This window comes from Streptomyces inhibens, assembly GCF_003389455.1.
In the GTDB taxonomy this organism is placed as follows: domain Bacteria; phylum Actinomycetota; class Actinomycetes; order Streptomycetales; family Streptomycetaceae; genus Streptomyces; species Streptomyces inhibens.
Genome location: NZ_QUAC01000146.1, coordinates 1 through 16,944, shown reverse-complemented (window position 1 = coordinate 16,944; position 16,944 = coordinate 1). Strand labels below are relative to the sequence as shown.

The window sequence follows — 16,944 nt, the reverse complement described above, 5'->3', positions numbered from 1 at the left end:
CGGCCAGCGCCGCGGAGCGGTCCTGCGCCGGGTGGCCCGTGGAGGCGGCGCGGGCGCGCAGCGCCTCCTCGGCGGCGAGCCGGTCGCGGGCCGCGAACAGCGACGCGGACAGCGCGAGCGCGGTGTGCCGCTCCGGGGAGGAGAGGTAGCGGTTACGGCTCGACAGGGCGAGCCCGTCGTCCTCGCGCACCGTGGGGACGCCGACGATCTCGACGGGGAAGTTGAGGTCGGCGGCCATCCGCGTGATGACGGCGAGCTGCTGGGCGTCCTTCTGCCCGTAGAACGCGATGTCGGGGGCGGTCAGATGCAGCAGCTTGGCGACGACGGTCAGCACGCCGTCGAAGTGGCCCGGGCGGCTGGCGCCCTCCAGGAGGGTGCCCATGGGGCCGGCAGCGATCCGGATCTGGGGCTCGCCGCCCGGATAGACCTCGTCCACCGACGGGGCGAAGACCACGTCCGCACCCGCCGCGGTGGCCAGCTCGACATCCGCGTCCAGGGTGCGCGGATAGCGGTCCAGGTCCTCGCCCGCCCCGAACTGCAGCGGATTGACGAAGACCGTGACGACGACCTGGCCCTGCGGCCCGACCCGGCGACGGGCGGTGCGGATCAGGATCGCGTGGCCCTCGTGCAGCGCTCCCATGGTCATGACGACGCCGCGCGCGCCGGTGCCGCGCGGCAGGTCACGGAGGGCGGCGGCGGTGTGGACCAGGTGGACGGGCCGGGAGGGCGACGGCGCGTCCGGGCCCGGGGGCGGGCTCATCGGGGAGGAGGTCATCGGTCGCCTCCTTCGGGGCCGTCGTCGGGGGCGTCGGTGGCCGGGCCGGAGGTGCCGGGAGCGGGGCCCTCGTCGGGGTCGGCGAGCACGCCGAGCAGGTCCTCGGCCAGTTCCGGCTTGAGCAGACCGTGGGCCAGCGCCCGGTCCGCGGTCATCCGGGCCATGGCGAGATACCCGGCGACGCTCTGTGGCGCGTGCCGGCGCAGCTCGGTCACATGGGCGGCGACGGTGCCCGCGTCTCCGCGTGCGACCGGGCCGGTCAGCGCGGCGTCACCGGACCGCAGGGCGTTGTCCAGGGCGGCGCCGAGCAGCGGGCCCAGCATCCGGTCCGGGGCCTGCACACCCGCGTCGCGCAGCAGCTCCATCGACTGGGCGACGAGCGTGACCAGGTGGTTCGCACCGATGGCGAGCGCCGCGTGGTAGAGCGGACGGGCGGATTCCGCGATCCACTCGGGCTCCCCGCCCATCTCGATGACCAGCGCCTCCGCGGCCATCCGCAGCTCCTCGGGCGCGGTCACACCGAACGAGCAGCCGGCCAGCCGCTGGACGTCCACGGAGGTGCCGGTGAACGTCATGGCCGGGTGCAGCGCGAGCGGCAGAGCGCCGGCCCGGGTGGCCGGGTCCAGCACCGCCGTTCCGTAGCGCCCCGAGGTGTGCACCAGCAGCTGGCCGGGCCGTACGGCGCCGGTCTCCGCGAGGCCGCTCACCAGGTCGGCGAGGGCGTCGTCGGGGACGGTCAGCAGGACGAGCTCGGCGCGGGCGAGCACCTCGGCCGGGGGGACCAGCGGAACGTCGGGCAGCAGCTCGGCGGCGCGTCGTACGGAGGCGTCGGAGACTCCCGACACGGCAACCGGGCGATGCCCTGCGAGCTGCAGCGACGCGGCGAGGGCGGGCCCGACACGACCCGCGCCGACGACTCCGACGGTCAGCCGGGCGGGGCGGTCCTGGGCCTCGATGGGTGGAATTGCGTTCACGCGGCGATGGCCTTCCGTTCCAGTCCGCGGGGGGTACCGGACGATTCCTCGCCATGCTACGCGAGCGTTTCCGGCGGGCTTGAGAGCTGTACGGAGGGTGAGACGGGGGTCTCTTTCGTGAGTTATCCACAGGGGTCGCGGGCCCGCGACGGGCTGCGTCATGATCGGGGCAACGGCGCGCGAAAAGCACGCGAGGAATGGCAGGCAGGGGGGCATGTGAGGCACATGAGGGAAGAAGAAGGCGGAGGCGTTCCGGGCGGGACCTGGCGGGACGCTTCGGGCGGCGGTGAGACGGATGGCGCTTCGAACGGCGCGGCGGTCGGCCCGGCGGTCGGCCCGGCGGACACTTCGGCGGACGGCGCAACGAGTGGCTCGGCGGACGGCTCGGCGGACGGCCCGGTGGACGGCCCGGTGGGGGCTTCGAGCGGCGGTCCGGGTGATGCTCCAGGCGGCGCGGCGGACGGCCCGGCGAGGGCTTCGGCGAGCGCTTCGGCGGACGGCTTGGCGGACAGTGCGTTGGTCGCTGCGGCGGACGGCTCGCCGGTCGCTCCGGTGGACGGCTCGACGGGCGCTTCCGCGAGCGGCTCGGCGGGCTCTGCTGTGAGTGGCTCGGCGGGGGCTCCGGTCTCACGGGCGCGGAGGCTCGCGGCCTTCCGTGGCTCGGAGCGGGTGCTGGCGGGCGGCCCGCCGATCGACACGGTCCGCGAGCGGCTGAACCGCCTGGTGGCCGACGCTCCCGCCGCCTACGACCTGGACAACTGGATCGACATCTACGCCAACGAGGACGGCATAGTCGGCGAGCTGGAACGCCGGACCGCGGACGCCCTGGGCACCGAGGCCGCCGCCTTCTTCCCGACCGGCACGATGGCCCAGCAGGTGGCGCTGCGCTGCTGGGCGGGGCGTACGGGCAACGCCACTGTCGCCGGCCATCCGCTGTCGCATCTGGAGGTGCATGAGCGCGATGCCTATGCGGTGGTCAGCGGGCTGCGCATGGTGCATCCGACGAGCGCACCGCGACTGCCGACCGCCGCGGAGCTATACGACCTCCAGGAGCCGTTCGGGACCCTTGCGCTCGAACTTCCGCTGCGGGACGCCGGATTCGTGCTGCCGGAGTGGGACGAGCTGACCGCGACCGTGGCGGCGGCGCGGGAGCGCGATGCGGTGGTGCACTTCGACGGCGCGCGGCTATGGGAGTGCGGCCCGCACTTCGGCCGCACCCTCCCGGAGATCGCGGCCCTCGCGGACAGTGTGTATGTCTCCTACTACAAGTCGCTGGACGGCATATCGGGCGCCGCCCTCGCGGGCACCGAGGACTTCGTGGCGGAGGCACGGGCCTGGCGGCACCGCTATGGCGGCCAGCTGTTCCAGCAGTGGCCGGCCGCGCTGGCCGCGCTGTCCGGCCTGGACCGCGAACTACCGCGGCTGCCGGACTACGTGGCGCACGCGAAGGTGGTGGCGCGGGCACTGCAAGACAGCCTGGCCGACGCCGGCGTGCCGTGGTTCAGGGTGCACCCGCAGGTTCCGCACACCCATGAGTTCCAGGTGTGGCTGCCGCACCCACCCGAGGTGCTGAACGAGGCCGTCGTACGACAGGCGGAGGAGACCAGGACGACGCTGTTCCGCAGGTGGTACGAGCCGGGCGCGGCCGGACCGCCCGGAGTGGCACTGACGGAGGTGAAGGTCGGCGCGTCCGCCCTGGACTGGACGGCCGACGATGTGCGTGCGGCGGTCGCGGAGTTCGTGGGCTTGGTGGGGCGTGTGGGCGGTGAGCCGGGAGGGACGCGTCAGGGAGCGGGGTGAGGCCCGCGCCGGTCTGGTCCGCCACGTCGCCGAACCAACAGGCTTCCCAGAGCAGTGCGTTGGTGCAGGACCGCCCGTCCGGCGCGGACCGTGGTGATCAGGCCCGCGCCGCGTAGCGCGGCGGTGTGGGCGGAGGCGGTGGCATTGCTGACGCGCAGGCGTCGGGCGAGCTCGCTGGTGGTGTGTTCTTCCGCGAGCACGAGCAGGATGTCGAGGCGGGTCCGTCCGAGCACCCCGGCCAGTGCGTCGTCCGTGCGGCCCGCCCCGTCGAGTGGAAGCGGCACTCCCGGACCGGCCGGGTAGGTGACGGCCAGGGGGTGACCGGGCAGGTCGGCGAGGAGGGGGTGGCCGGTCCAGTGGAAGGTGGGCAGTAGCAGCACACCACGACCGCGCAGCTTGATGTCCTGCTCGAAGGGTGCCTCCAGCTCCCAGACGTCCTCGTCCAGCCGGGCGCCGGGCAGGAGTTCGGCGAGTGCGGCGCCGATACCGTGCTCGGCCACGGCCAGGGCATGGCGGGTGAACTCCGTCTGGTGCAGGTCCTGCACCAAGGGCCACGCGGGACGCAGCACCGTATCGAAGGCCGCACGCTGTGCACGGCCGAGGATCTGCCAGGCCTCGGCGTCTCCCCGGTGCAGGTCGCGGATCCACAGCGGGGCCGGGGAGGGGCGCTCGGCATACACGCGCTCGATCTCGGAGCGGACCAGGTCCGGGGGCGACGCCCGGACGGTTTCCAGTCCCTCCTCCAGGCTGTCGCTGAACACATCGATGAACTTGGGGGCCTCGTCCGCGGGGACCAGGTCCCCCAGCGGCACGACGCTGACCGGCAAGGACCGGAGCACCCGTTGTCTCCAGCGACCGAAGAGCAATGCGTCGTCGGGGCGGCACATCTTGCTGAACGCCGCGTTCAGCTCCTGCAACGGGGCCGGCCGGGACGCGAACCGGACCCGGGCGAAGTCGGCGGCCGTGAAGTGGATCCGGATCACCGGGCCCCTCCGAGGAGGTCCCGGCGTTCAGGCCGGGGTGGGGGTACCTCCCGCTTGCGGGGGAGAACCGGACTCCTGCGGAGCAGGGCAGGGGTAGCCGAATCGCCGGCAGGGCGGTTCGGTGTCCAACCACCGCGGTGGTGAGGCGGACGGGATGGGATCAGAGCTCTCAACTGTCAGTCCTCCCAGAGGGGTTGATATTCGTGGCGACGGAAGAGAAGAGGCGCGGGGAGTTTGGGCATGCCCGGTGGACCTACCGGCTTCGTGTGTCGTCCACCGCACGGGCCGCGCTTGAAGAGGAATGGGCGCGGTGTCGTTGGGTGTGGAACGAGTGCTGCGCCCGGTCGAAGAAGGCGTACGCCGAAGAGGAGAAGTGCGGACCGGCACGGCTGGACAAGATGCTGACACAGGCCCGCACCCGCATGGCGTGGCTGCGTGAGGGGTCCAGCGTTCCTCAGCTGGGGGCACCTCCCAGCGGTAGCTGGGGGACAGCTCATTCGCGATTTCGCCAAGTCCCGCGCCAAGGCGCTGGGGGACATCAAGGCCCGGTTGCCGATGCGTCAGCGGGCCGGGATGCCGAAGTACAAGAAGAAGCACCAGGCAGACCCGAGCCTGAACTACACGCAGCGCGGATTCCGGCTCAAGAACGACCGTCTGCACCTGGCCGGGGGCGTCGCCTTGACGGTGGTGTGGTCGCGAGAACTTCCCGAGCCCCCGTCCAGCGTCCGCGTGTACCGCGACAGCATCGGACATTGGTACGCGTCCTTTGTCGTCCCGGCCCCCGCCGAGACCCTGCCCGCCACGGGTGCGGTGATCGGTATCGACTGGGGCGTGAAGGAGACCGCGACCACCACCAGTGAAGCCCACGACCTTCCCCACGCCGAGCACGGAAAGAAAGCCACACAGCGCCTGGCGCACTACCAACGGATAATGGCCCGGCGCCGCGCCCCGCGCGGAAAGACCCGGTCCAAGGGCTACCGCCGGGCACAAAAGCAGGCGGCGAAGCTGCACAAGAAGGTGGCCCGGCAACGCCAGGACACCGCTCGAATGGGGTCTCCCCTGCTCGAGCGGAGTTCGAGAGCTTGGGGAAGGGCCAAGAAGGTTGTTCGCGATCATGATGCGTTGGCGGTGGAGGATTTCCGTCCGAAGTTCCTGGCCAAGTCCACCATGGCCCGTAAGGCGGCTGATGCCGCGATCGGCGCCACGAAGGCCGCCCTGGTCGAGATGGGCCGCATGCACGGCCGTGCCGTGCACCTGGTGAACCCCGCGCACACCACCATGGACTGCGCGCAGTGCGGAGCGAGAGCCAAGCACGCACTACCTCTGTCGACGCGAACGTATACGTGCAGCGCGTGCGGAGCCGTCTCGCCCAGAGACAAGAACTCCGCCCGCGTGATGCTCGTCCGGGCTGGTCTCGTACCCGGCTGGTGCTGATCGTGTAAGACCTGCTGGTCCGCCGGGCCGCAGGCAACGTGAGCCAGGAATCCCCCTCGTTCACGAGAGGGAGGAGTCAATACTCTCCCTGGTGGCGCTGCGCCAACGTTTCGGGCAGGCCCTGAACCCTCGCCTGTGCTCCCCGCCGGGTGCCACCTTCAGGTCATGCCCCCTTCATTCACTCAGGGGCCGCCGCACGGCACAAGGGCCGAAGCCACAGAGGCGTGAAGTCGCGGAGGCGTGCAGCCACGGAGGCGCGCACTCGCAGAGGCGTGCAGCCACAAGGCACGCAGCTCCAAGGCGCGCAGCCACGCGGCATGAAGTCACCGAGGCGTAAGGGGAGAGCCATGTTCCGCAGCAAGGTCGGCGATGGTGGGCGGGGAGGCCGGGCCGGTGCGCCTGGGCAAGGTCCCGGTGCCGTCCCCGGGGGTGGGGGCGGCGCCGGGGTGGACCGGCGTACGGTCGCCAAGTCGGCCGCGCTGGCCGCCGCGCTGCTGCTCGCGGGCGGCGGGGGCCTCGCGCAGGCACGTACCGCGGGCGACGTCACCGTACGGCTGCCGGCGCCGACCGGCCCGTACCGGATCGGGCTCACCACCCTGTATCTGGTCGATGGCTCCCGGCCCGACCCGTGGGTGCCCGAGATCCCCGTGCGGGAAGTGATGGTCTCGGTGTTCTATCCGGCCCGGACCGTCCGCGACCACCCGCTCGCACCGCAGATGACCGAGGGTGCCGCGGGCCTGTTCCCGCAGATCGACCCCGCCTTCCACGAGGGGCTGCCGGCGAGCGGTGTGCACTGGGCGGCCACCATGACCCATGCGCACACGGGTGCGCCCGCGCAGGCGGTGCGGCGGCCGGTGCTGCTGTACAGCCCGGGAGGCGGCGACCCGCGCACGGTCGGCACCGGCGTCGCCGAAGAGCTGGCCAGCCGCGGCTATGTGGTGGTGACCATCGATCACCCCGGCGACGCCAGTGAGGTCGAGTTCCCGACCACGACGGCGTACCGGAAGGAGCCTTTCCGCACGACCGTCTTCAGGGAAGATCCCCGGACGGATCCGCAGCGCTTCCGCACCGTGATCGACACCCGGATCGCGGACACCCGGTTCGTGCTCGACCAGCTGGAAGTCCTGGCAGCCGGCCGGAACCCCGACGCGGCGGGGCGCCCGTTGCCGGCGGACCTCGGTCGCGCACTGGATCTGCGGCGGGTGGGTGTCTACGGCCACTCGGCCGGCGGCACCACCGCGGCCGAGACGATGTACGAGGACCGCCGCATCGACGCGGCGATCAACCTGGAGGGCTTTCTGGACCACCCGCCGGAGACGCCCGGCGAGGAAGGGAAGCTGTTCCCGGTCGCCCAATACGGAGTGGACCGGCCGTTGCTCCTGCTGGGGACCGATGGCTTCTCCTACAAGCAGGAGTTGGAGCGTTCCTGGTCGGCCATGCTCGCCCACTCGCGAGGATGCACCCGCCGGCGACAGCTCGACAACGCCACGCACTGGGTGTTCACCGACTACGCCGCCATCGTCCCCCAGTTGCAGGCTGCCGGGCTGATGACCGCCGACAACCGGATCAAGCTGATCGGCGCGATCGACCCGGCCGAATCGGTGCCCGCGGTGCGCCACTACGTGCACGCCTTCTTCGCCCGGCATCTGCCTTCGCACTGACCGGCGCAAGGGCTGACGGCGACGGCGCGCGGAACGGCTCACGGCACGGCGCCCGAGGCACACCGTGGCCGGGGCACGGCATCCGAGTTCACGGCATGGCACCCGAGCGCGGCCTCGGCGCCGGTGCGGGCGTCGTCTCGGGCAGCGGCCGGCGGGGAGGGGTGCGTAGAAGAGACTCGACGGTTGTGCGGAGGGCGTGGCGGATGCGGGCCGGGAGCCGGTCGCCGGGGGCAGCGACGATGGCTTGGAAGCGATGCCACCGGTGGATTTCGCGGGTGGTGCGGGCGATATGGGTGCCGGGGTCCGGTGGGGCCGCCTCGCCTCGTCGGGCGGCGCGATAGGTGTCGAGGAGGTGCTGCTGGCTGGCGTTCATGCCCCTCACTGTGGGCCGGGCCGGTGGCCCGGGGCGCGTCGATTGACGGGAGCCGTCAATCGACGACCGTGCAGGTGGCGGCCTCGCGCATGATGGGCGTATGGCCAACGTCATCGACATCACCGGGCTGCCGCCGGAGCGCATCCTCTTCTCGCCCTCCCCCTTGGCGGAGCTGGGCGCCGCGCTGCATGCGTTGTCCGAGCCGGGGCACCACCCCGGGCTGCACGGCTGGGTGACCGCGACCAACGCGGGGCTGAAAACCGACCTTGCCGACCGGCTGTGCGAGGCGGATTTCCTGTGGCGGTCCTCCCGTTCCGACATCCTGCTGCCGGCCCGCCCCGGGGCGACGCTGGCCGAGGAGCTGGACGAGCTGGACAAGATCGACGACGAGCGGTTCGTGGCCGCCGCGTTCGAGATCAACTGCTCGCCGGCCTACACCCGCCCCACGCCGTCGCCCCTCGTCGACGCCGACGAGCGGGCCCGGGTACGGGAGATGGCCGCCGCGCGCGGCCCGCGGCAGGCGGCCTTCACCGACCGGATGCTCACCGACCCGGACGGCCTGCGGGTGTGGCTGCGCCGTCTGCTGGAGGACTGTGAGCAGGCCTTCTTCGGGGACATCTGGCGGCGGGTGAGCATCCAGCTGGCGGCCGACGCCCGGCACAAGACCGAGCTGCTGCGCCACAAGGGCCTGGCCGAGACGCTGTCCGCGACATCGCGGGCGCTGTCCCTGGAGGACGCGCAGGACGGCAGTGGCAGCGGCAGCACCCGCATCCTGGTCGACAAGCTTGCCCGGGGACGTACGACGGCCTTCGCGAACGCCGCGGATCCGGGCGTCACCTTCCTGCCGACGTCGTTCGGCTGGCCGCATCTGCTGTTCAGCCACGCCCCGGGATGGCGCCCGGTGCTCCAGTACCCGGTCGCCAGCCCGGAGTTGCCGGCGCCGGCCGCGCTGGAACTCGTCCAGCAGCGGCTGGAGGCGCTGGGGCACCCGATGCGGATGCAGCTGTGCCGGACGCTGTCCCGGGGGCCGCATACGACGGGGGAGCTGGCGACCGCGTTCGGCATCACCTCGCCGGAGGTGTCCCGGCATATCGCGATGCTGAAGAAGGCCGGGCTGATCCAGACGCGGCGCCGTGGGCGCTATGTGCTGCACCAGCTGGACCTCCAGGTGGTGGCCCGGCTGGGCAGCGACTTCCTTGAGGGCGTGCTGCGTTGAGGGCGTGCGGCGTTGAGGCTGTGCGGTGCTGAGGCTGTGCGCGTGCCGCGGCCGGGGCGCCGTCCGGTCGCTCTACGGCCGTCGTGCCGCGCTCAGTTGTCCCGCAGGAACTTCTTCGCGAGGGCGTCGCCGCGGCTGACCGCGTCGGAGTGGCTCTCGATCGGTGAGGCCTTGGAGTTCTTGAAGAGGAGGTAGGTGACGCCCGAATCGACGCCGCCGGTCTCCGGGTCGGGGTCGATGCCCAGGCCCTTGGCGGTCGCGTACGACGCCTCGCCGATGATCTTGTCGGGGCCGGTGTCGCCGACGACCGCGTATTCGACCTTGTTGTTATAGATGACGGCGACCACGCCGCCGCCCTTGATGCCGGCCGAGGCGTAGTTCCAGATGCCGCTGGAGCTGGGCACGACCACGTACGGCAGCTTCTCTGCGTTCAGCGGCTGCCCGTTGGACTGGGGGAAGGCGGTGTCGTCCTGGTACCAGGGGTCGGTGTCGGCATTGCACTTCGAGGTGGTCTGGCCGTCGCAGTCGATGTCCATGTCGGCCTTCCAGAAGACCGCGCCGTTCTTGCCGCAGACCGGGACGGTGGCGGAAGTCTCCTCGTCCGTGCGGTACTTGCCGTGGGAGAGCTGCGAACAGTCCTTGAGCTTTGCCAGGAGGCCGGCCGCGCCGACCGTGCCTTCCTGGATGCCGTCCCCCTTGGCGGCGGTGGTCATGGCGCCGTGTGCGGAGGGCTGGGCGCTGGCGGGGAGGGCCGCGGCGGCGAGCAGGGCGGCGCCGGAGGCGGTGGCGAGAGCGAGAGTTCTTCTGCGCACGAGGGAACCCTTCTGTTAGGAAAGCTTCCTTACCGCGCGCCAATCTGCTCCCCCTTACGTGTCCCCGTCAACCCTGCGTCGACCGACGTCCGCCGGTATGTAGACCGATCCGTCCGCCGATACGTCCGCCGCCCGGCCCGCCCATCGCCCGCCGCCCCGCCCGCCCAACCGCCCGAGGATCTACGCCCCCGCTCCCCCGGCCCGCACCAACCCCGTCTCGTACGCGAGCACCACCGCCTGGACCCGGTCCCGGAGGTTCAGCTTGGTGAGGATGCGGCCGACATGGGTTTTGACGGTGGCCTCGGACAGCACCAGCCGTGCCGCGATCTCGCCGTTCGACAGGCCCTGGGCGACCAGCAGCAGCACCTCCCGCTCACGGCCCGTCAGCCGTTCCAGCTCGGGGCGGGCCGATTCGGCGGAGGTGGCGGGCAGCATCGGCGAGAAGCGGTCGAGGAGCCGGCGGGTGGTGGACGGTGCGACGACCGCGTCGCCGCTGTCCACCGCCCGGATCGCGGCGAGCAGTTCGTTGGGCGGCACGTCCTTGAGCATGAAGCCGCTGGCCCCGGCCTTCAGCGCGGAGAAGGCGTATTCGTCCAGGTCGAAGGTGGTCAGGATGAGCACCTTCGGGGCGCCTTCCCTCTGCCCGCCCTCGCAGATCCGGCGGGTGGCCTCGACCCCGTCCAGATGCGGCATACGGACGTCCATGAGGATCACATCGACCTTGGTGGAGCGCAGCACCTCCAGGGCCTGCACACCGTCACCCGCCTCCGCGACGACTTCCATGTCGGGCTGTGCGGCCAGCACCATCCGGAAGCCGGTGCGCAGCAGCATCTGGTCGTCGACGAGCATCACGCGGATGGTCATGGCAGGGGGATCCCTTCGAGCACGAGTGGGCTGAGCGTACGGGGTGGAGTGCGGTGGGGTGGGACTCGTCGGCGCGTCCTACCAGGCCGGGCGATGCCCTCACCGGGTCGGTTTGAGCGGCAGTACGGCGCTGACCCGGAAGCCGCCGCCCGGCCGCGGCCCCGCCGTCAGGCTGCCACCGACCATGCCGACCCGCTCGCGCATCCCGATCAGGCCGTGGCCGAGGCCGTCCGCGCCGCCCTCTTCGTAGAGCTCGTGCTGCGCGCCGCGTCCGTCGTCCTCGACCAGCAGATCGAGATCGTCGTCCTTGTAGGAGAGGCGGACGGTCGCGCCGACGTCGGGGCCGCCGTGTTTGCGGGTGTTGGTGAGCGCTTCCTGGACGATGCGGTACGCGGTCAGTTCGACGCTGCTGGGCAGCGGCCGCGGCTCGCCCTCCACCCGGAAGTCGACCGGCAGTCCGGCGCCGCGTACCTGGTCCATGAGGTCGGTGAGCTGTTCGACGCCCGGCTGGGGGACGTATTCGCCGCCCTCGGGCTGTTCGCCGGTGCGCAGCACGCCCAGCAGCCGGCGCATCTCGGCCAGCGCCTGGCGGCCGGTGCCGGAGATCGTCTCCAGGGCCTGCCGGGTCTGTTCGGGCGCGGCATCCAGGACGTAGGCGGCGCCATCGGCCTGGACGACCATCACCGAGACATTGTGCGCGACGACGTCGTGCAGCTCACGGGCGATCCGGGCGCGCTCGGCCGCGACCGCGATCCGGGCCTGCGCCTCGCGCTCCTTCTCCAGCCGGGCGGCCTTCTCCTCCAGCTGCGCCCAGTACGCGCGCCGGGTGCGCATGGAGTCGCCGAGCACCCAGGCGAGCACGAAGGGCACGGTGAGCAGCGCCGTGAAGAACGGCATGGCCCACGCCGGCCGGTCGGCGGGCCCCGCCGAGAAGCGCCACAGGGAGAGGGCGGGACCCACGAGGGCGCCGGCAAGAGCGCAGCGGGAGGCCCAGCGGGTGGTGCCGGACGCGACGGTGTACGTGATCACGAACATCGCGAAGTCGCCCGGATTGAACGGGATGCCGAAGATCAGTTGGCCGATGCCGATGGCGGCCGTCAGCAGCAGCATCTTCTCGGGGTATTTGCGGCGCAGCGCGATGACGAGGCAGAGGCCGATGGTGAAGAGCGTGGCGATGGGCTGGTGGACGCCCCGGACTTCGGACACGAGCCACAGGCTGCTGAACCCGAGGAGAAGGACGGCCCAGAAGGTGTCCACTCCCGTCGGGTGCCTGCGGAAGAAGTCGTAGAGGCGCTGCACGTAACCCAGCGTAGGCAGGGCGGATAGGTGTACGAGTCAACCGGAGGAGCGATCCTGTACGCCGGGCGTACTCCCCAAGGTGGAGACTCTATGCGCCAAATGTGTCGGACTCGGGGACAGCTGGTGCGCCAGCCCGTAGGGGCGAGCCGGCGCCCGCCCGTACCGTGGGGCGGGTGATGAACGAGTGGTGCGGCTGGCGGGATGCGACGGAGCGGGCGCTGTACGGACCGGACGACGGCTTCTACACCCGGCCCGGAGGCCCCGGCCCGGCCGGGCATTTCCGCACCTCCGTGCATGTCTCCCCGCTCTACGCCGGCGCCGTCGCCACCCTCCTGTGCCGCGTCGATGACGCCCTCGGCCATCCGGACGGGCTGACGCTGGTCGATGTGGGCGCGGGGCGCGGTGAGCTGCTGACCGGCGTACTGGCCGCGCTGCCGGACGAGGTGGGCGCGCGGCTGCGCCCGTACGCCGTCGAGCGCGCCGCCCGCCCTCAGGGCCTGGACCCGCGGATCGGCTGGCTGGCCGAGCTGCCCGCCCCGGGCTCGGTCACCGGCCTGCTGTTCGCGAACGAATGGCTCGACAATGTGCCGGTGGACGTCGTGGAGACGGACGCGGACGGAGTGCCGCGCCGGGTTCTCGTACGCGCCGACGGCACGGAACGGCTGGGCGGGCCGGTGGACGGCGCGGACGCGGAATGGCTGCGCCGGTGGTGGACGCCGCCGCTGGCCGCGGACGCCACCGAAGACACCGCAACCACGGGCGGCGCCCCCGCCCCCGGGATCCGCGCCGAAATCGGCCGCCCCCGGGACGAGGCCTGGGCGCGGGCCGTCCGTACGCTGCGCGCCGGGCTCGCCGTCGCCGCCGACTACGCGCACGAACGGGGCGGCCGCCCGCTCTTCGGCACGCTCACCGGCTTCCGCGACGGCCGCGAGGTGCACCCCGTCCCGGACGGCAGCTGCGACATCACGGCGCATGTCGCGCTGGACGCCTGCGCCGGACCGTCGGCCGAGCGGCTGACCCAGCGCGAGGCGCTGCACGCCCTGGGAGTGGACGGCCGCCGCCCGCCGCTCGCCCTGGCCTCCACCGACCCGGCCGGTTACGTACGGGCCCTGAGCGCGGCCGGCTCGGGGGCGGAGCTGACCGATCCGGCGGGCCTGGGCGGCTTCGGCTGGCTGCTGGAGCCGGTGGGCGACCGGTGTGCGGGACTGCTCAAGCCCGGAGGCGCCTGAGGGCCACGAGGGCCCCGGGACGGCGTGCTGCGAGACTGTTCCCATGACGGAGACGACGGTCGGCATCGGCGGCGCGGCGGAGAGCACCGACATGGTGCTGAACATCGGCCCGCAGCACCCCTCCACACACGGTGTGCTGCGGTTGCGCCTCGTCCTGGACGGCGAGCGCATCCGGCACGCCGAGCCGGTGATCGGCTATATGCACCGAGGCGCCGAGAAGCTCTTCGAGGCGCGCGACTACCGCCAGATCATCATGCTCGCCAACCGGCACGACTGGCTGTCGGCGTTCTCCAACGAGCTGGGCGTGGTGATGGGCGTCGAGCGGATGCTCGGCATGGAGGTGCCCGAGCGCGCCGTGTGGACGCGGACGCTGCTCGCCGAGCTGAACCGCGTGCTGAACCATCTGATGTTCCTCGGCTCGTACCCCCTGGAGCTGGGCGGGATCACCCCCGTCTTTTACGCGTTCCGTGAGCGCGAGGAGCTCCAGACCGTCATGGAGGAGATCTCCGGCGGCCGGATGCACTACATGTTCAACCGTGTCGGCGGCCTCAAGGAGGACCTGCCGGCGGGCTGGCTCGGCCGGGCCCGGCAGGCCGTCGCCGATGTGCGCTCCCGTATGGACGTCTTCGACAACCTGGTCCTGGGAAACGAGATCTTCCGCGGCCGGACCCGCGGGATCGGTGTGCTCGCGCCCGAGACGGTGCATGCGTACGGCGTCTCCGGGCCGATCGCCCGCGCCTCCGGTGTCGACTTCGACCTGCGGCGCGACGAGCCGTACCTCGCCTACGGGGAGCTGCGGTCCACGCTCAAGGTCGTCACCCGTGAGGAGGGCGACTGCCTGGCCCGCTTCGAGTGCCTGCTGGACCAGAGCCACAACTCCCTCGATCTTGCCGATGCCTGCCTGGACCGGATCGCGGAGCTGCCGCCGGGGCCGATCAACCAGCGGCTCCCCAAGGTTCTGAAGGCTCCCGAGGGTACGACCTACGCCTGGACCGAGAACCCCCTCGGCATCAACGGCTACTACCTCGTCTCCAAGGGCGACAAGACCCCCTACCGTCTCAAGCTGCGCTCGGCGTCGTACAACAACATCCAGGCGCTGGTGGAGCTGCTGCCGGGCACGCTGGTCGCCGACATGGTCGCCATTCTCGGCTCGCTGTTCTTCGTCGTCGGCGACATCGACAAGTAGGCGGCGGCGACACTCTCCGGGTGGGCTGGGACGTGCCCCGGGTGCCTGGGCGCTCAGGCGCCCCGCTCCCCCTCCTCCTTGCGGAGGCTCTGGAGATGGCGGCGCAGGACGCTGCGGAGCAGATCCGGTGTGACCCGGTCCGGTTCCAGCGTCGCCTGCAGGGTGAGGCCGTCGAGCAGGGCCGACAGCCGTAGCGTCTCCAGCTCCAGGTCCAGATCCTCCGGCAGGCTGCCCGCCTCCTGGCCGCCGCGCAGCATCCGCATCAGCAGATCCCGCATACCGGCTTCCAACTCGACCGCGTGCGGGCGCAGTTCGGGGCGCGTACGGGCGGCGGTCGTGAATGCCTGCCAGAGCATGCCCTCCTCCCGGCGCTCGTCGTCCAACGGCAGGAATTCGGCGAGCAGCTCCTCCGCGCGGGTGCGGCGCTCGCCCGCCGCCCCGGGGTCGAGCAGCCGCTCGGCATGGCTGCCCACGCGGTACTCGATACGGGCGCCGAGCTCCTGCATCGCGAAGATCATCACTTCGTCGTGGTCGCTGAAGTAATGGCGGACCGACCCGATGGCCAGGCCCGCTTCCTCGGCGACGTTACGGAGCGACGCGCCCGCCACCCCTTCTCGGCGCACCACGCGGAGTACGGCCTCGGCGACGGCGCGGCGGCGGGCCCGGGGGTCGACGATCTTCGGCATATTGCGATTGTGGCACACCCGCGCTAAATTATTTTTTGGCACGAGCGAGCTAAATAATCCGGCCGCCGCTCCGGCTACCGCCCGCTGCCCTGCCGTCCACGAAGACCGACGACACCGCACGACACGCCACGTCAACGCACGTCAACGCACGTCAACGCACGCCAACGCACCGACGCCACACGACACCGCATCGACACTGCACCGAAAACCAGGGGGAACCATGAACGGCTGGCTGCTCGCGGCGCTGATCCTCGTCGCCGTCATCGCCGTGATCATCAAGCGGCTGCGAGGCGAACCGCTCAACGCCCGCGATCTGTTCGCGCCACCGGTCGTCCTCATCGCCATCGGCGTCTTCGCCGTGGCCAAGGCCGAGGACCTGACCGGCAGCGACATCGCCTGGGCCACCGCCGGCGCCCTCCTGGGCTGCGCGCTCGGCGCCCTGCGCGGCACCACCATCCAGCTGTTCGACCGGGACGGCGTCCTCTGGCAGCGCTATACGGGCCGCACGTTCGCCGTGGCCGTCATATCCCTGCTCGGCATGGCCGGCTTCGGGCTGCTGGCGGTGAAAATGGGGATGCACGAAGACGCCCGCCCCGTCCAACTCGGCATTGGCGTCAGCTTCCTGGGCGAGGCGCTGGTGGTCGGCTGCCGCGGGCTGGCGAGCGGCACGCCGTTCGCCCCGGAACGCCGGCGGATCTGAGACGCGACACACGGCTCCTTCACGCCCGCACACTTCATCCACACCCTGTGGACAACGGCGCCCGTGCCGATCAGGGCGTTGCCGGCTCCGTTGTGGGCCACCAGGGCGGTGCCGGCTCCGTTGTGGGCCACGCAGCCGGGGCATGCCGGCCGGAAAAGCCGCTTGGCCCCGGAAACTCGTGGGAGCTTCGGGGGCCAAGCGGTCGAACGGGTGGGGCGGCAGATGCCGCGGTGTCAGGAAATGGCGCTGCGCAGCTCGCCGAGGTCGAGCTGTTCGGTCTCGTCGTGTGCGGTCAGATCGATGACCGCACCGACGCCGGTGGTCGTCTCGCCGTCGGCCACGAGGGCGTCGGGCCGCTCGTCGGCGGCGGTCCGGTCACCCGCCGTCGCCTCCCCGGCCGCCGCGCCGTCGGCCTGCTCGGCCGCGGCGTCCCCCGCGTGCCGGCCCGTACGCGTCTGCGCACGCACCGACTGCTCCGCCAGGGCCTCGTCGCCGACGACGTCCGCCAGATCGTCCTCCAGCGGCGCGGTCAGCTGCCGGGGCTGGTCGGCGGCCGCGGTGCCGAAGAAGTCGAAGCCGCCCAGCGCACGGGATGCGGCGGGGCGGGACGGTGCGATGGCGGCGGCGGCCGCCGGGACCGGACGGAGCGCGGGTCCGGCGGCGGTGGCCGTACGGGCGTGAGGTGCGTCGCCCGTGCGCTGCTCGGCAGCCGCCTCGGCATTCCCCCGGCCGGTGTCACCGTCCTGACCGCCCTGGGCCGCACGGCCGGCCCGCTGTCCGGGCGGGCCCGCCGTTTCGGCCCGGACGCCGTCCCGCTGGGTGCTCTGGGCGGCGTGCTGCCGGGCGGCGTTGCGGGCCAACTGGCGGAGCGCCTGGGCGGCCTGGGCGTAGGTGGCGGTGGTCGGGGCCGCGGCGGGGCGGTCCGGCTGCGTGGCGGGCTCGCGCCGGGCCG

14 protein-coding genes and 2 pseudogenes are annotated in these 16,944 nt (G+C 72.1%); 7 read left to right on the top strand and 9 right to left on the bottom strand.

Annotation, left to right across the window (positions count from 1 at the left end):
- A partial coding sequence (gene panC / locus DY245_RS18930; RefSeq protein ID WP_128508432.1) for a pantoate--beta-alanine ligase occupies positions 1–775 on the bottom strand: 775 nt, incomplete at its 3' end.
- Complete coding sequence (locus tag DY245_RS18925) at positions 772–1,749, bottom strand: Rossmann-like and DUF2520 domain-containing protein (protein ID WP_128508431.1); 978 nt, start codon at positions 1,747–1,749, stop codon at positions 772–774. The genes DY245_RS18925 and panC, both read right to left, overlap by 4 nt.
- A gap of 600 nt (positions 1,750–2,349) precedes the next feature.
- Between DY245_RS18925 and DY245_RS18920 the strand changes: the two genes are divergently transcribed.
- Positions 2,350–3,549 carry a threonine aldolase family protein gene (locus DY245_RS18920; RefSeq protein ID WP_128508433.1) on the top strand — a complete coding sequence of 400 codons (1,200 nt, stop codon included), beginning with the start codon at positions 2,350–2,352 and terminating at the stop codon, positions 3,547–3,549.
- Here DY245_RS18920 and DY245_RS18915 read toward each other — a convergent pair.
- Entirely contained in the window at positions 3,534–4,532 is a 999-nt protein-coding gene (locus DY245_RS18915) for an ArsR/SmtB family transcription factor (protein ID WP_128508430.1), read from the bottom strand. The two genes, DY245_RS18920 and DY245_RS18915, sit on opposite strands and share 16 nt — an antisense overlap.
- A gap of 398 nt (positions 4,533–4,930) precedes the next feature.
- Between DY245_RS18915 and DY245_RS18910 the strand changes: the two are divergent.
- Both DY245_RS18910 and DY245_RS18905 read left to right on the top strand, forming a co-directional pair.
- Positions 4,931–6,018, top strand: a pseudogene (locus DY245_RS18910) (RNA-guided endonuclease InsQ/TnpB family protein); the annotation flags it as partial.
- 295 nt (positions 6,019–6,313) lie between these two features.
- Entirely contained in the window at positions 6,314–7,627 is a 1,314-nt protein-coding gene (locus DY245_RS18905; RefSeq protein WP_128508429.1) for an alpha/beta hydrolase family protein, read from the top strand.
- Positions 7,628–7,715: 88 nt separating this feature from the next.
- Here the strand turns inward: DY245_RS18905 and DY245_RS18900 are convergent, their stop codons facing one another.
- Positions 7,716–8,000: a hypothetical protein gene (locus tag DY245_RS18900; protein ID WP_244943122.1), complete on the bottom strand. Its 285-nt coding sequence runs from the start codon at positions 7,998–8,000 to the stop codon at positions 7,716–7,718.
- 100 nt (positions 8,001–8,100) lie between these two features.
- Between DY245_RS18900 and DY245_RS18895 the strand changes: the two genes are divergently transcribed.
- Complete coding sequence (locus tag DY245_RS18895) at positions 8,101–9,216, top strand: DUF5937 family protein (protein WP_128508428.1); 1,116 nt, start codon at positions 8,101–8,103, stop codon at positions 9,214–9,216.
- Positions 9,217–9,308: 92 nt separating this feature from the next.
- Here DY245_RS18895 and DY245_RS18890 read toward each other — a convergent pair whose 3' ends face one another.
- The 3 genes from DY245_RS18890 to DY245_RS18880 all read right to left on the bottom strand — a co-directional run bounded on the left by DY245_RS18890 (position 9,309) and on the right by DY245_RS18880 (position 12,191).
- Entirely contained in the window at positions 9,309–10,028 is a 720-nt protein-coding gene (locus tag DY245_RS18890; RefSeq protein ID WP_128508427.1) for a glycoside hydrolase family 75 protein, read from the bottom strand.
- A 180-nt stretch (positions 10,029–10,208) separates the two neighbouring features.
- A complete protein-coding gene (locus tag DY245_RS18885; protein WP_128508426.1) occupies positions 10,209–10,892 on the bottom strand; it encodes a response regulator in 684 nt (227 codons plus the stop codon).
- A gap of 99 nt (positions 10,893–10,991) precedes the next feature.
- On the bottom strand, positions 10,992–12,191 hold the full coding sequence (locus DY245_RS18880) for a sensor histidine kinase (RefSeq protein WP_128508425.1): 1,200 nt from the start codon (positions 12,189–12,191) through the stop codon (positions 10,992–10,994).
- Positions 12,192–12,367: 176 nt separating this feature from the next.
- Between DY245_RS18880 and DY245_RS18875 the strand changes: the two genes are divergently transcribed.
- Both DY245_RS18875 and DY245_RS18870 read left to right on the top strand, forming a co-directional pair.
- Complete coding sequence (locus DY245_RS18875) at positions 12,368–13,420, top strand: SAM-dependent methyltransferase (protein WP_128508424.1); 1,053 nt, start codon at positions 12,368–12,370, stop codon at positions 13,418–13,420.
- A 43-nt stretch (positions 13,421–13,463) separates the two neighbouring features.
- Positions 13,464–14,606, top strand: coding sequence for an NADH-quinone oxidoreductase subunit D (locus DY245_RS18870; protein ID WP_128508423.1), 1,143 nt, complete (start codon positions 13,464–13,466; stop codon positions 14,604–14,606).
- Between the two features lie 53 nt (positions 14,607–14,659).
- Here the strand turns inward: DY245_RS18870 and DY245_RS18865 are convergent, their stop codons facing one another.
- Positions 14,660–15,292 (bottom strand): TetR/AcrR family transcriptional regulator, encoded by a 633-nt coding sequence (locus DY245_RS18865; protein WP_128508422.1) that lies wholly within the window; start codon positions 15,290–15,292, stop codon positions 14,660–14,662.
- Positions 15,293–15,512: 220 nt separating this feature from the next.
- On the opposite strand from DY245_RS18865, the gene DY245_RS18860 reads away from it, so the two are divergent.
- A complete protein-coding gene (locus tag DY245_RS18860) occupies positions 15,513–15,992 on the top strand; it encodes a DUF1453 domain-containing protein (protein ID WP_128508421.1) in 480 nt (159 codons plus the stop codon).
- 233 nt (positions 15,993–16,225) lie between these two features.
- Here DY245_RS18860 and DY245_RS18855 read toward each other — a convergent pair.
- Positions 16,226–16,944: pseudogene (locus DY245_RS18855) on the bottom strand (hypothetical protein); the annotation flags it as partial.

Excerpts from the sequence above, each read along its gene's own strand:
- DY245_RS18870 (WP_128508423.1), top strand. The coding sequence starts at position 13,464 with ATGACGGAGACGACGGTCGGCATCGGCGGCGCGGCGGAGAGCACCGAC.
- DY245_RS18895 (WP_128508428.1), top strand. The coding sequence starts at position 8,101 with ATGGCCAACGTCATCGACATCACCGGGCTGCCGCCGGAGCGCATCCTC.
- DY245_RS18865 (WP_128508422.1), bottom strand. The coding sequence starts at position 15,292 with ATGCCGAAGATCGTCGACCCCCGGGCCCGCCGCCGCGCCGTCGCCGAG.
- DY245_RS18905 (WP_128508429.1), top strand. The coding sequence starts at position 6,314 with ATGTTCCGCAGCAAGGTCGGCGATGGTGGGCGGGGAGGCCGGGCCGGT.
- DY245_RS18875 (WP_128508424.1), top strand. The coding sequence starts at position 12,368 with ATGAACGAGTGGTGCGGCTGGCGGGATGCGACGGAGCGGGCGCTGTAC.
- DY245_RS18860 (WP_128508421.1), top strand. The coding sequence starts at position 15,513 with ATGAACGGCTGGCTGCTCGCGGCGCTGATCCTCGTCGCCGTCATCGCC.
- DY245_RS18885 (WP_128508426.1), bottom strand. The coding sequence starts at position 10,892 with ATGACCATCCGCGTGATGCTCGTCGACGACCAGATGCTGCTGCGCACC.
- DY245_RS18900 (WP_244943122.1), bottom strand. The coding sequence starts at position 8,000 with ATGAACGCCAGCCAGCAGCACCTCCTCGACACCTATCGCGCCGCCCGA.